10 protein-coding genes are annotated in these 13,708 nt (G+C 69.7%); 9 read left to right on the top strand and 1 reads right to left on the bottom strand.

Annotation, left to right across the window (positions count from 1 at the left end; all coding sequences use genetic code 11):
• Positions 1-27: 27 nt before the first annotated feature.
• From ABD679_RS02400 to ABD679_RS02360, 9 genes are all read left to right on the top strand, one after another.
• Entirely contained in the window at positions 28-2,769 is a 2,742-nt protein-coding gene (locus ABD679_RS02400; RefSeq protein ID WP_344758347.1) for a protein kinase domain-containing protein, read from the top strand.
• 219 nt (positions 2,770-2,988) lie between these two features.
• Positions 2,989-4,155 carry a hypothetical protein gene (locus ABD679_RS02395; protein WP_344758346.1) on the top strand — a complete coding sequence of 389 codons (1,167 nt, stop codon included), beginning with the start codon at positions 2,989-2,991 and terminating at the stop codon, positions 4,153-4,155.
• Positions 4,156-4,286: 131 nt separating this feature from the next.
• Positions 4,287-5,036, top strand: coding sequence for a carboxypeptidase-like regulatory domain-containing protein (locus ABD679_RS02390; RefSeq protein ID WP_344758345.1), 750 nt, complete (start codon positions 4,287-4,289; stop codon positions 5,034-5,036).
• Positions 5,037-5,083: 47 nt separating this feature from the next.
• Complete coding sequence (locus tag ABD679_RS02385) at positions 5,084-5,833, top strand: carboxypeptidase-like regulatory domain-containing protein (protein ID WP_344758344.1); 750 nt, start codon at positions 5,084-5,086, stop codon at positions 5,831-5,833.
• Positions 5,834-5,860: 27 nt separating this feature from the next.
• Positions 5,861-6,217: a hypothetical protein gene (locus ABD679_RS02380; protein WP_344758343.1), complete on the top strand. Its 357-nt coding sequence runs from the start codon at positions 5,861-5,863 to the stop codon at positions 6,215-6,217.
• On the top strand, positions 6,217-6,651 hold the full coding sequence (locus ABD679_RS02375) for a hypothetical protein (RefSeq protein WP_344758342.1): 435 nt from the start codon (positions 6,217-6,219) through the stop codon (positions 6,649-6,651). The genes ABD679_RS02380 and ABD679_RS02375 overlap by 1 nt, the downstream gene beginning before the upstream one ends.
• 230 nt (positions 6,652-6,881) lie before the next feature.
• Positions 6,882-10,013 carry a hypothetical protein gene (locus ABD679_RS02370; protein WP_344758341.1) on the top strand — a complete coding sequence of 1,044 codons (3,132 nt, stop codon included), beginning with the start codon at positions 6,882-6,884 and terminating at the stop codon, positions 10,011-10,013.
• Between the two features lie 441 nt (positions 10,014-10,454).
• Entirely contained in the window at positions 10,455-12,392 is a 1,938-nt protein-coding gene (locus ABD679_RS02365) for a hypothetical protein (RefSeq protein ID WP_344758340.1), read from the top strand.
• Between the two features lie 267 nt (positions 12,393-12,659).
• Positions 12,660-12,926 carry a hypothetical protein gene (locus ABD679_RS02360; protein WP_344758339.1) on the top strand — a complete coding sequence of 89 codons (267 nt, stop codon included), beginning with the start codon at positions 12,660-12,662 and terminating at the stop codon, positions 12,924-12,926.
• 165 nt (positions 12,927-13,091) lie between these two features.
• Here the strand turns inward: ABD679_RS02360 and ABD679_RS02355 are convergent, their stop codons facing one another.
• Positions 13,092-13,700: a DUF6445 family protein gene (locus tag ABD679_RS02355; RefSeq protein WP_344758338.1), complete on the bottom strand. Its 609-nt coding sequence runs from the start codon at positions 13,698-13,700 to the stop codon at positions 13,092-13,094.
• Positions 13,701-13,708 lie beyond the last annotated feature (8 nt).

Genomic DNA, 13,708 nt, shown 5'->3' with positions numbered 1-13,708 from the left:
CGCCGCCGAATCTCGTGGTGAGCCATGATGGACCCTGAAAAAATCGCGCACTGGCAGGCGGCCGATGCCGCCTTCGACCAGTGGCTGGACCTGCCCTACTCCGAACGCGACGCCTGGCTGGCAGGCCACGCCCTGCCCGAACCGGTGCGCCGCCGCCTGGTCCAGCTGATCACCGCGCACTGCAAGCCACGCCCCTCGCTCGATCCGGGCGGCAGCGACCTGGCCGGCTGCCGCCTGGGCGACTGGACGCTGGACGCCGAGCTCGGCCGCGGCGGCATGGCCGTGGTCTACCGCGCCTGGCGCGAGCAGGGCATGGCCCGCCAGCAGGCGGCGGTGAAGATCCTCACCCTGGGCGCACTGGGCGCCACCGGCCGCGAGCGCTTCCGCCGCGAGGCCGCGATCCTGGCCCGCCTCAACCATCCCAACGTCACCGCCCTGATCGACTCGGGCGTGGCCGACGACGGCACCTTCTGGCTGGCCATGCCGCTGGTCGACGGCGAACGCATCGACCGCTGGTGCGAGGCGCACTCGCCCGATGCGCACGCGATCGTGCGCCTGTACCTGCAGGTCTGCGGCGCGGTCGCCTACGCCCACCGCAACCTGGTGATCCACCGCGACATCAAGCCGTCCAACGTGCTGGTCGACGACGACGGCCACGTGCGCCTGCTGGACTTCGGCATCGGCCAGTTCGCCGACGCCCAGGGCGAGCAGACGCAGACGATGTGGCGCGCCCTGACCCCGGGCTACGCCGCGCCCGAGCAGCTGGCCGGCGCGCCGCCGAGTACCGCGGTCGACGTCTACGGCCTGGGCGCCCTCCTGCACCGGCTGCTGACCGGGCGCACGCCGCAGGCCGCGACCCAGAGCACCGACACCACCCGGCCCTCGCTGCTGGTGCGCGACGCCGGCGACGCCTACCACCGCCACTACGTGCCGCTGAAGAACGACCTGGACCGGGTGCTGCTCAAGGCCCTGGCCGAGGAACCCGAACAGCGCTACGCCACCGCCGAGGCCCTGGCCGACGACCTGCGCCGCTGGCTCGACGGCCAGCCGGTGCTGGCGCAGAAGCCGAAGCTGGGCTACCGCGTGCGCAAGTTCGCCACGCGCAACAAGATCGGCGTGGCCGCGGGCGTGCTGCTGGCACTGAGCCTGGCGGGTGGCATCGGGGCGACGCTGTGGCAAGCGCAGCAGGCCAGGCAGGAGGCGGAACGCGCACTGGCCGCGCGCAACTTCATGGCCCAGCTGTTCGAGGCCAGCGACCCGGACGTGGCCCAGGGGCGCGTGATCAGCGCGCGCGAACTGCTGGACCAGGGCGCCCACCAGATCCGCACGGCCTTTTCCGACACCCCCCACCTGCGCGCCGAGATGCTCCTCCTGATCGGCGACCTGTACCGGAAGATCGGCGAAACGAAAGCCGCAGCCCCCTTGCTGCGGCAGGGCCTCGAACTGGCAGAGTCCCGCCGCGACCTGGACCTGCGGGTACAGGCCCGGACCAGCCTGGGCCAGCTGCACCTCGATGAGGAACGCCCGGCGGACGCCGTGGCCGAGTTCGAGACCGCGGCCAACCTGCTGGCGTCATCAGGCCGGGTTCCCGGCGCGCGGCACGGCCTGCTCATGCGCGACATGGCCACGGCGCTGGCCTATGCGGGGCAGGCACCCTCCGCGATCGAACGCGCCGAGGCGGCCCTGGCGCTGGCACGCAAGCGCAACGCATCCGACGAGGCCCTGTTCGCCTACCTGCTCGCCCTCGGCAGCGCGCTCGACCTGTCCCGTACCGGGCAGGACCAGCGCACCGACGGCCTGCTGCGCGAGGCGCTTGCGCTGAAATCGACGGACAGCGTGCCGCCCACGCGCCGCATCCAGGTGCACCTCATGCTCTCCAGCCTGGCGCTGACCAGGGGCGACCATGACGAGGCGCACGCGCAGGCGAAGCAGGCGCTGGATCTCGCGAGCCGGCTCTACACGCCGATGAGTTACGACCGAGCCTCGATCCTGATCAATTCGGCGTTGGTCCTGTTGCACATGGGGCGGCTGGATGCGGCGGAAAGCGAGCTGCGTGAATCGCTTGCGATCCAGGAATCGCTCGCGCCGGGCGAACGCACCGAAATGCTTGCCGCGACGTACAACAACCTGGCGCTGGCGCTCGAGCTTGCCGAGCGCGACGAGGAAGCTGCGCCACTCATCGCGCGCGCCAGGGACGCGGCCAGCGAACTGTTCGGGCAGCAGGACATGCGTTACGCCATTGCCACGACCAACCTGGGCAATTCGTATCGCCGGCTCGGCCGCTTCGCCGAGGCAGAGCTCCTGCTGGAACAGTCCCTGGCACTGCGCCGCAGCCTGCTGGGCGGCGCACATCCCGAGATCGGGCACTGCCTGGTCCAGTTGGCGACCCTGCGCCTGGACCAGGAGCGGACTGCGGACGCCCTCGCGCTCGCCGACCAGGCGATGGCCCTTTACGCCGACGCCGACTATTGGGACCCCCGCCGGATCGCGACCGCGCGGATGCTGCGTGCCCGCGCCATGGCGCGGCTGGGCCGCGTGCAGGAGGCCGGCGAACTCTTCGACCGGACCGTCGCCGAAGCCCGGTCCGCCGGGGTCGACAACGGGACGCAATGGGTGCGGATACTCGCCGCACGAGCGGATTTCGAGATCGAACACCGGCCCGGGCTCGCGGCCCCGATGATCGCCGAGGCGCTCGACGGGTACGCCAGGACGTTCGGCAACGACCACCCCGGGACCCGGCGCTACGCCGCGCTCGCGAAGCAGCACTGACCGCCGCGGCACCGGCCGGCAAGACGCCGCCCGATGCGCAGGAGGGAGGCCGTCCCGGCGCCCCTGCGTCCCCACGTCGCCTCCGCCGATGCCGGCCACGCCGGCAGGGTTCGACTTCCGCTGTCAGTCCCCGCCCTCCGATCTCGTGGATGAGGTGCCCGGACGCACCGGGCACGGCCGGGTCGCCGTTCGACCCGCCCCTCCTCGGGTGGCTCCAACATGCACGTTTCCCATTCCCTCGTTCCATCGGCGCTGGCGTTCGCCCTGGCCGCCGTCCTTCCCGCTCCCGCGGCCGCACAGGCCACACAGGCCGACCTGTACATCGACGTCGCCACGCACACCATGCCCGGCATGGCCGGACTGGGCGCCCTCGGCCGCGTGGCCGGCGCCATGGGCGGCGGCAACGCCAGCTACGGCATGGCGCGGCACCCGGGCATGCCCGGCAAGTACATGGACGTCGCGCTCGACAACCGCAGCAAGCCCGGCGCGCCGGCCAGCCAGGCGATCCCCAGGGACCTGCGCCTTGGCGACAAGATCGACCTCCTGCCGCCCGAGCGCAAGACGCAGGACGGCGGCGGCGCGGACGGCGCGACCGCCAACGTGGCGCTGGCCGACGGCGGTCCCTACACGATCCGTTACTACTGGGGCTGCGGCGAACAGGTGCGCGCCGGCCAACCGGCCGAGTTCACGATGAGCGTGCGCAACGGCAAGCCGGTCCACAGCGGCCGCGCCATGACCCCGCGCAGCGTCCCGCAGCACGGCATCAACCCCGGCCCGCAGCATGCGCTGTGGCCCAATCCTGCCAACCGCAAGTCGGTTCCGGCGAAGGCGTCGCTGGTCGGCGCGCACCACGTCACCGGCGACGGGCTGCCCGGCTCGATGCAGTTCGACCTCGGCCGCGAGCACGACTTCCTGCCCGAGCTCAAGCTCGAGCGCGAGGCCACCGACCAGGGCACGCAGCTGCGCTGGAACGGCGTCGACGGCGCCCGCGCCTACTTCATCCATGCCACCGCCTCCGACGGCGACACCATCGTGATGTGGAGCAGCTCGGAGGACGGCTACGCCGGGCCGGAGCTGGTCGACTTCCTGCCCGAATCGCTGGTCGCGCAGTGGACGAAGAAGCGCACGCTGCTGGGCGCCGATGCACGCAACTGCAAGATTCCGCGCGAGGTGTTCACCGGCGGCGCGCCGATGGTGCAGATGATCGCCTACGGCAACCAGCGCACCATCAGCCAGCCCGGCTGGCGCGTGCACGTGCGCAACAAATCCACCGCGATGCTGATGCCGTCCGGCGGCGGTGCCGCACCCGCGACCACCCAGGACGCCGCGAAGCCGGCGGCCAAGGACGGTGCCAAGAAGCTGCTGAAGGGCCTGTTCGGGCGCTGATTGCACGACCGGCGCCCGGCCCAGTCCCGATGGGGCCGGGCGCCGGTCACTTCCGTGCCGGCATGCGACCGAAGCATGCCGCCGCCGGCCATTCCACGCGAACCGACACGACGCCACCCGAAGCCATGCACATGACCAGGACATCAATGCTGTTGCTCGCCGGCCTCATGCTGTCGACGCTCGCCGCCTGCGAAGCCGGCGAAGCCACCGGCACCGCGCGCGCGGAAGACGGTTACGCCACCGGAACCGTCGTCGACACCCAGGGCAATCCGATCGCCGGCGCGAAGATCCTGCTCGACAACTCGGTGTTCCGCACGTCCTACATCGACACCACCACCGGGGAGGACGGCAGCTACCGGGTCAGGGTGCAGCCCGGCGCATGGCGCGCGTACGCCACGTTCAAGAAGGACTACAACGGGCAGACCTACACCCTCCGCCTGCGTCCCGACGCCGCCGATTCCTTCGACCAGGACGGCGCGGTGCGCAACTTCACCTGGCAGCTGGAAGGGCGCAGGCCCGAGAACGACGCCGGTTACTACGGCGGCTACATCCATCCCAGCCGGGAAGTCGGTTTCGAGCACGACATGGAGGATGTCGAACTGGTCCTGACGCCCGACGGCCCGCTGATCGACGGCTCGGCCGGAAAGCAGCTGCGACTGCGCCTGAACGACCACTACTGGCGCGACCTCTTCCAGATCGAGGACATCCCGATCGGCCGCTACACGGTCACCGCGACGCTCCAGGGCGACGGACAGGGACGCCCGCTGCGGGTCCGGGACTGGCACGGACAAGACGACCTGGCGCCGGCCTTCCAGCTGGACTTCCGGCCCGAGACCGGCAGCACGCCGGGCGCCACGGCAGCCCTCGTCATCGGCGACTGACCCGTGCACCGAACCCTGCCACCCCATGACGCCGATGGATCCATGACATGACGAAGACATCGCTCCTGCTCCTCGCCGTCCTCGCACTCCCGGGCCTTGCCGCCTGCGAGGGCAGCAAGGCCGCCGACGCGGCCGGGCCGGAAAGCGGGTACGCCACGGGGACCGTCGTCGACACCGCGGGCAACCCGATCGCCGGCGCGAAGATCCTGCTGGACAACTCGGTGTTCTACGCCTCCTACATCCACGGCTCGACGCGTGACGACGGCAGCTACCGGATCCGGGTGCAGCCCGGCGCCTGGCGGGTGCACGCCACCTTCAGGAAGGACTACAACGGACGGACCTACACCCTCGAACTGCATCCCGACGCCATCGATTCGATCGACCAGGATGGCGGCGTGCGCAACTTCACCTGGCAGCTGGAGGGACGCGGGCCCGTGAACGACTACAGCTATTACGGCGGCTTCATCCAGCTCAGCTCGGCCGTCGGCTTCTACGAAGACTTCAACGACGTCGAACTGGTCCTGACGCCCGACGGCCCACTGATCGACGGCTCGCCGGGACAACAGCTGCGGCTGCGCCTGAACGACCACTACTGGCGGGACTACTACCAAATCGAGGACATCCCGATCGGCCGCTACACGGTCACGGCGACGCTCGAAAGCGACGGGCAGACGCGCCCGTTGAGCATCCAGGACTGGCACGGGAAGAGCGACCCGACGCCGGAGTTCCAGCTCGACTTCCTGCCCGAATCCGGCGGCAGTCCAGGTGCCAAGGCATCGATTGTCATCGGCGACTGACCCCCATCCCCTCCGGAGCACAAAACCATGCCGCTGCACACCGTCGCCCGCGCCGCCGCCCTGTCCTTCTTCGGGCTCGCGCTCACCGCCTGCACCATCGATACCGACCTCGACGCCGCGCGCGTCGACTGCGGCACGCCCGGTCCGCACGGCGTCGATTGCGAGGTCAAGCGCACCGGCGGCGACGGCGCCTTCGAGGCCTGCTGGAACCTGGTCATCACCTGCCAGAACGGCGGCGAGATGATCGGCGCGGCCTGCCACGACATGGCCGCCGGCGAAAGCCAGGGGACGCAGAACATGCCGGTCACCGGCTTCTCCGGCCAGGAGAGCTGCGACATGCCCGCCTCGGGCAAGGTCGAGCAGCTGAAGATCACGTCGAAATGATGCGCGCCACATCGCGTTGGCTGGCCGGCATCGGCGCCGCCTGCCTCGCCATCGCCAGCACCGGCTGCGAAGCACCGCCGGACGCAGCGGTGCTGAAGTGCTCGGCACGGAACGTCGCCGAAGTCGCGGTGAAGAAGGACTGCACGATCGGCATCCGCGAGTTCGACCACCACGCCTCGGCCACCGTCAAGATCGATACCAGGCGTCGCCTCGGCTTCGTGCGCGGCCAGTTCACCGTGCAACAGGGCAGCGTGCGCGTCGCGCTGCGGGGCAGTACCGATGCCGGGTCCACGGTTGTCGTCAGCCCCGACGCTCCCGCGATCCTGGAGGGCAGCGTGCGCCTGAGCCACCGCGACAGGGCCTTCGTCCTGACCTTTGATCCGGAAGGCCAGGCGGCCGGCCTCGCGGGCGAAGTCTCCTTCGAGGCCCGCTGAGCCGCCCGAGCGCGCTTTTTTTCCGGCCTGCCCGCCCCTGCCGCCCCGTCCGCGGGAGCTGCCATGGCGGCTTCCACGGGCGATGTTCCCCGTGCATGCACTGCCGACCCTGTCAGTGCACGGCGCGAAATCGCGTGGGTAGGAGCGACAGGCGCGGACCGCCGTCCGCGCGGCTGCGTCGACCCGCCAAGGCACCACGCAGCCTCACCACCACACCACGGACCGCAGGCATGGCGACAGACCGGAAACACACCCTCGTCCGCATCACCACCGCCATCGGCAGCGGCCTGCTGTTCCTGGCCCGGCACCTGCTCGCGCTACTGGTCGCCGTCAGCCGCTTTATCGTGCTGCGCGCGATTCCCACCACTTGGCGCTGGCTGCGCGGCACGGCGTTTCCCGCGCTGCGCCGGTGCTACCTGTGGCTGCCGCATCGGCGGCTGGTTGCGGCCGGCACGTTCGCGGTGGTGGCGGTCGTCGTCGCACTGCTGCTGTGGCGGACGCCGCAAATCGGCCAACCGGCACCCGGCGAGTCGACGCCAGCCAAGGCCGTGGTCCTGAAGTTCTCACCGGACAAGGCCGCTCCCGCCGCGCCTGTGCACCTGACCGGCTTGATGCTGGAAGAAGACCAGCCCTTCCACGTCCTGGTCGGCGACCAGCCGGCCCCCGCCCAGCGGCTGCGGGATGGCAGCATCCGCATCCTGGTGCCGCTCTATCTCGGTCCCGATGGCTGGCCCGCGCCGCCGAAGCGCAAGCAGACGATCGAAGTCCGCAGCGGCGACCGGCTCCTGGCCGCCAGCGAGGGCGGCGTGCAGGTCACCGCGCTGCAGCGCGCGCCCGGTACCACGGCGAACGTGCAGCGTTCGCTGGCGAAACTCACCGATGGCTACGCGCGCATCTTCGACGCGCTCCCGGTGCAGGACGAGCAGGACCGCGCCACGCGCCATGCGGTCATGGCCATGCTGCGTGGACTGGTGAGCGAAGGCGACAAGTCGCTGGCGGCGGTCCTGGCCGGGTCCTCACCGCTGCTGGAAGGTGCCCCGGTGGATCTCGAGCTGACCGATGCCGTGCTCGCTTCCAGCGGCGCGGCAGCCTACCTGGACGCCTACGCATCCACCCTGGCCGACCCGGCGCCGCCCACGGGCCGCGCGCCCGACACGGCGATGCGCCCGGGCGTGCATGGCGAGCTGGTGGCCTCGATGCTGCCGCGGCCCCCCGACGCCCCGCCGCTCGCGTTCCAGCACGCATCGACCGGCCAGCTTGCGACCGCCTGGCTCTCGACGACGCTGCAGGGCGCGTTGCCGCCTCCCCCGGCTGTCGGCGGCAACGGCTCCGCGCGCTGCCGCAACGACAGCGTCGAAGCGTTCCGGATCGCCTGCATGATGCAGGCGCACGCCCTGCTCTCCATGTACTCCGAGTTCTTCGTGAAGCCGACCGCGGACGGTTATGCCAACACCGTCGGGCTGGTCGCCGGGCTGGTCGGCGTGCTGGGCCAGACGGTCCCCGCACACGCGATCATCAGCTCGCTGCTGACGGTCGTCGACTTCGCCATCTCCAAGGTGTCGCTGTCGCTGCTGCCCTCCAAGGTGGACCGTTTCGACCTGCAGCTGAGCAAGGACCTGCTGCACGTGGAAGAGACGACCCTGCCCACCATCGAGTTGCTTGCGAGCAACACGCCGATGACGATCACGCTCGATGACTTGGTCAACCTGGCCGGCGCCGTGCTCGGGCCGGTCGAGCTCACCGACAAGTACAGGAACACGGTCAAGAGCGTCTTCGAGTTCGCCATCAGCCTCTACCAGGCCGCCCTGCGGCAGTTCGGCGTGCTCCCCGGATCGGGGGTGTTGAGCGCCGGCGTGTTCACCCTGCCCGCCCGGCGCTGGGGACCGGCGCGGATCGCCAGCGACGACCTGGTCGAGCTCTTCAGCGGCGACGAGCAGATCGTCTCCACGCACGAAGAAGACCTGATGTGGCGCGCCGAACGCAACGGCCGGACCCAGGTCCGCGTGCAGACGCGTGGCGCCGGGGAACGCAGCAAGGTGCTCCGTGACCACAGCCTCTGTCCCGGCTGCGTCTGGACCGGCGGAGCGTTCGGCGAGAGCGTGTGGGACAGCGCACGGCCGGTCACCGTGGGCGTGGACCTGACGGCACATCCGCCGCAGGGCAAGGCGCCGCTCGACGTGCAACTGCGGTGGAAAGTCGCCCGAAGCACCGACGACAAGAAGCCGCTGCCCTGCACGATCGACTTCGGCGACGGCTCGCCGAAGGAACAGATCGCAGACTGCCGCAAGACGCGGTCCGTCCGCCACACCTATCCCTATACCTCGCGCCTGAAGGCGGACACGGACGGTGCCTACATCGCCACGATCAGCCTTGGCGGCAAGCAGCCGGATGGTTCCACCGAAGTGTTCACCGAATGGACCTTCCGCGGCACGCCCGAGACGGGCCAAGCCCCGTTGAAAGCCCGCTTCCGCTGGGAGATTCCGTGGCCGCAGGACCGAAAGGCCCCCAGTTGCGAGTTCGACCCGGGCGACGGCTCGAAGCGGGAGAAGTTCGACGACTGCCTAGCCGTCACCGACACCGAACACACCTTCGAGAAGCGCGGCAGCTTCGTGCCGACGCTGACGATCATCGACGGCGGCGCGAAGGACACCAAGACCGCGCCGGTGTCGGTGGCCGAGGAAGGCACCTGCGACGAAAGCCTGCTCGAGCACAAGGCGTGGCGGGGGCGAGTCACGTTCTCGCACGGTCGCGACGTTTGGGACCCAAGTGGCATCGGACACATCAACTATTCCGCGCTGATCAATCTCAGCGGTGAAATGCCGGCCGAACCTGGCCGCAGCAGCGGCCGCCACTCCAGTGTCCAGTACACGAGCATGTCGCCTCAAGGTGAGGCCCTCATCGGGCATCAACGTGATTGGTACAGCGGCGGAGGCCATCTGATCCTGAGGCACGCCAGGAGCGGGGGTGGTGCGCCCCTGCCCTATACCTCCGTCAAGCAGAAGGGCGGCCGTCAAACCGGGTCACGACTCAGCCTGAGAATCAACGCCAGCAAATGCACTTACATGATGCACGTGCAGGCATGGGTGAATGGGAATTTCAGGCAGTGGAGCCCGGACAAGGGCGTAACCGTGAGCAGCGGCCCCATGCTGGTGGGCGGTGCCACCATCCATGGCCTGATCGAATCCTCGAACGCCATCTCCGGAACCGCGATGATCCCGGCAGACCCGGGCGATGGCGAAGGCGGCCGCGAAAGATCAAGCAGCAACGTGGGCGAGGATGTCCACGTCGCAAGCTGGCTGGACAACAATCCGGTAAGCCTCGGCACGGTCCCGGTCAGCTGGCACTTCGAGCCCGTGGATTAGAGAAGCAGCTCCGATCGGCTTCCTGGCCGCATCCGGGGCAGCCGGCGGCTGAAGCCGCTACCACGGACGCACCACCTTTCCCGCTTGCGACACGGTTCGTACGGGGATGGTCCTGGCATGGCCCAACCAGGGCCCGCACGCACGCGAGGTTGGCGCGGCCCGGCTTCTGCGCATGACGGCCTCGCCGCCGGAAAAGTGGCAGCGGGTGCGAACGCCCCCTTTCACCACTGCAACCAACGACGCTGGCTGCACGGCAACGCGTTGTCAGTTCTCGCCACGGCATCTCGTGTTTGAAGAGTCCGGCGTTCGCAGCCGGCGCGGCAGGCCACTGCCGTCACCTGCCAGCAGCCTTGCATCCGACGACGCCCCGTCGCGTACGCCGGTGGCCGGCCGTAGCAGCCCCCTCAAGTGAATGACGTTCATCCAACACGGAGAGAGACCATGCAGCATCGCACCATCCCCCACACCCTCAAGCTCGTCCCGCTCGCGCTCGCGCTGGGCCTGGCCGTCGCGGCACCGGCCATGGCCGCCCCGGATGGGCCAGCCTGCTGGTCGTTCAACACAACAACCGGCGAGTGGGAACAGATCGCAACGACGGACAGGGAGCAGGGCAACGAGCACGGCGACAGGAATACCACCTGCGCCAACGACGCCAGCGCCTATGGCGAAGGCAACAACGCAAGCGGTGAACACAGCAGCGCGTTCGGCGTGAAAAACATCTCCCGCGGACGCGACAGCACTGCAATCGGAAGCAACAACACCGCCAGCGGCATCAGCAGTACCACCATCGGTGACCGAAACAAGGCGCCGGGAACCCGCGCATCGGCGATCGGCGCCGACAACACTGCGTCCAGCCAGAACAGTTCGGCGATCGGCCACTACAACAACGCCATCGGTAGCGGCAGCAGTGCATTCGGCTCCGGCAACAAGACTGACGGCACCAACGCGACGGCATTCGGTGCCGCCAACAATGCAACTGCGGATCGCGCCAGCGCATTCGGGAGCCACAACCATGCCACCGGTTCCAACAGCGTCGCCTTCGGCATCGACAACAATGCCTCCGCCGGCAACGCATCCGCTGTTGGCTACTACAACGAAGCGTCCGGCTCGCTGAGCAGCGCATTCGGCTACATGAGCAAGGCCACCGGCGGCAACTCGACCGCCATCGGCTACCAGAACCTCGCCAGCGGCAGTGGAAGCCAAGCGTTCGGCATTTTCAACAAGGCAATCGGTGCGGGGTCCAGCGCATTCGGCCGCGAGAACGTCACCGAGGGCGAACGCAGCAGCACCTTCGGCTTCCTCAACAAGGCCGGCGGCACGCGCAGCAATGCCTTCGGCTATGCCTCGGACGCGGCCGGCTACCAGAGCCTGGCCATGGGCACGTACGCCAAGGCGACGGGCTACGAGGCCATCGCCATCGGTCGCGACGCCTCGGTGCTGGCCGATGGTGCAACCGGTTTCACGGCAAGCGGCAGCATCGCGATCGGCGCCAAGGCGCAGGTCACGGCCGATGCCACCAACGCAGTCGCGATCGGTGCCATGTCGGTGGCCAGCGAAGCCGACACGGTGTCCTTCGGCGCCGAAGACAACGAGCGCCGCCTGGTCCATGTCGCGGCCGGCACCGCCGCGACCGACGCGGTCAACGTGTCGCAGCTGTCCGACATGGGCAGCAGCGTGGCTGCGTTCTTCGGTGGCGGCGCGGCGTTCGCCAACGGCGCGTGGACGGCGCCGACCTACGTGATCCAGGGCGGGAGCCATGACAACGTGGGTTCGGCGTTCGAGGCCGTGGACGACGCGCTGTCCACGCTCGACACTCGCGTCACCGATCTTGAAGCGAATCCCGGCGGCGGCACGCCCGGCCCGCGGGGTCCGGCCGGTCCGCAAGGTCCCGCGGGTCCGCAGGGACCGGAAGGCCCGCAGGGCCCCGCAGGCAGCGGCCTGGACGGCCTGGACGAGGACGAGGTGCGCGAGATTGCCACCGAAATCTCCGGCACCGGCGACACCGCCACGCTCACCGCCGCAAACGAGTACACCGACATCGCCATCCAGCAGCTGGTCGGCTTCGACGCCAGCGAACTGGAGGGCCGCGTGAGTGCGCTCGAGGACCGCTTCGACGACGTCGACCGCCGCCTGCACCGGCAGGACCGGCGCATCGACCGCATGGGTGCGATGAGCGCGGCGATGCTGAACATGGCCATCAACGCGGCAGGCACGCAGAGCGAGCGCGGCCGCATCGCCATCGGCGCCGGCTTCCAGGGCGGCGAGCGCGGCCTGTCGGTCGGCTACGGCAAGCGCATCGGGCGCGCGTCGTTCTCGCTCGGTGGCGCGTTCAGCGGCAGCGACCGCTCGGCGGGCGTCGGCTTCGGCGTCGATCTGTAAGGCGACAGTCGCAACGCCTCCGTCCGCTTCCCCGTGCGTGCCGGGATGCGGGCGGAGGCCCCCGCAGGCGGCTGTCGGGGCGATATGGCACCACGGCCGTCCAACCCGCCACCGTCGCTTCCAAGGCGCATCTGGCGCACAGGGCTTTCCCGTCCGATGTCCCCATGGGCGCCGCTGCGGGCCATGCTGGTGGCCGGCGCACTGCTGTCATCCGGCTGCAGCGATCCCTTCCCCGCAAGCGCCGACCCGCCACGGGATGGTGACGGCATGGCCACCGCGCTCGGCGTGCAGTACCGGCACCTCACGTCGCCGGAGATGGCAACGATGGCGACCCGCTGCGAGACGGCATCCGTGCTTGCGCGCTCGTTCGACGACTGGATCGCCGCCGTGCACAGTGCCGGCATGCATCGCGAGTACGTCGACGAGCTCATCGACGCCCATATCCGCGCTGCCGTGATCCGTACGCGCTGCACGCCGGTCCCGCTGGCCCCGCGACCGGGGACGCGGGCCGCCGAGCGGGAACGGCGGAGGTAGCGACGCCCAGATCCGGGCATGCAGGTCGACGCTTCCCATCCACGACAGGACACGCTGCCTGTTCAAAGCGGTGAAGCGCCGGAAAAACAAAGCCCCGCGGCGTTGCGGAGCTTGCTGCGTCGACCGGGCGTGCAGACCCCGGAACGGGCGTGGCCGCGTGCGTGCTCAGGCGGCGGCGAAGAACATCAGGTACACCAGCCGTCCGTTCTCGAGGCCGTCGCCGAACGCCGGCCCCGCCGTGTGCCACAGCCACGGCCGCAGCATGACCAGCCGGTTGAAGCGCATCGGCACACGCATGGTCATTTCCCACTTCGACTCGTCGGTACCGTCGCGCTCGAGCAACTGGTGGTACATCTGCTCACGCGACGAAAAGCCCATCGCCGCGAGCTCCTCGTCGTTGAACGGCGCGCGGTCGGTGCCGGTTTCGCGATGGCGGAAGAATTCCGTCCCGCCCTGGCAGTCCTCGGGGCGGCTGAGGTAGAGGATCCCGGACCAGTGCGCGGAATCGACGTGCACCCTGGCGCGGCCGACGTCGCCGGCCCGCGTGATCCGGAACTTCGCGTGCGACTGCAGCGGCGACACCGGCTTGAGCGGCTCGCCGACGATGCGCGAGGCGGCTTCGGACAGCCCCTCGATCTCCAGCCGCTCCTGCGAATTGCGCCCGGCGAAGGCACCCTGCAGGTTCGGATAGGTCAACCCGAGCGCCGTCCGGCGCAGCTGCAGGGCATCGTGCGGGGCCAGGAAATCGTCGACGATGACCATGGAGGTCGGCATGTGATGGC

This window comes from Luteimonas lutimaris (assembly GCF_039537065.1).
GTDB lineage: Bacteria > Pseudomonadota > Gammaproteobacteria > Xanthomonadales > Xanthomonadaceae > Luteimonas > Luteimonas lutimaris.
The sequence above is the reverse complement of the archived record's forward strand: the minus strand, read 5'-3'. Positions and strand labels throughout refer to the sequence as shown.

What these genes read in the sequence shown, in the direction of transcription:
- ABD679_RS02400 (WP_344758347.1), top strand. Translation starts at nt 28, where the DNA reads ATGGACCCTGAAAAAATCGCGCACTGGCAGGCGGCCGATGCCGCCTTC.
- ABD679_RS02395 (WP_344758346.1), top strand. Translation starts at nt 2,989, where the DNA reads ATGCACGTTTCCCATTCCCTCGTTCCATCGGCGCTGGCGTTCGCCCTG.
- ABD679_RS02390 (WP_344758345.1), top strand. Translation starts at nt 4,287, where the DNA reads ATGACCAGGACATCAATGCTGTTGCTCGCCGGCCTCATGCTGTCGACG.
- ABD679_RS02385 (WP_344758344.1), top strand. Translation starts at nt 5,084, where the DNA reads ATGACGAAGACATCGCTCCTGCTCCTCGCCGTCCTCGCACTCCCGGGC.
- ABD679_RS02380 (WP_344758343.1), top strand. Translation starts at nt 5,861, where the DNA reads ATGCCGCTGCACACCGTCGCCCGCGCCGCCGCCCTGTCCTTCTTCGGG.
- ABD679_RS02375 (WP_344758342.1), top strand. Translation starts at nt 6,217, where the DNA reads ATGCGCGCCACATCGCGTTGGCTGGCCGGCATCGGCGCCGCCTGCCTC.
- ABD679_RS02370 (WP_344758341.1), top strand. Translation starts at nt 6,882, where the DNA reads ATGGCGACAGACCGGAAACACACCCTCGTCCGCATCACCACCGCCATC.
- ABD679_RS02365 (WP_344758340.1), top strand. Translation starts at nt 10,455, where the DNA reads ATGCAGCATCGCACCATCCCCCACACCCTCAAGCTCGTCCCGCTCGCG.
- ABD679_RS02360 (WP_344758339.1), top strand. Translation starts at nt 12,660, where the DNA reads ATGGCCACCGCGCTCGGCGTGCAGTACCGGCACCTCACGTCGCCGGAG.
- ABD679_RS02355 (WP_344758338.1), bottom strand. Translation starts at nt 13,700, where the DNA reads ATGCCGACCTCCATGGTCATCGTCGACGATTTCCTGGCCCCGCACGAT.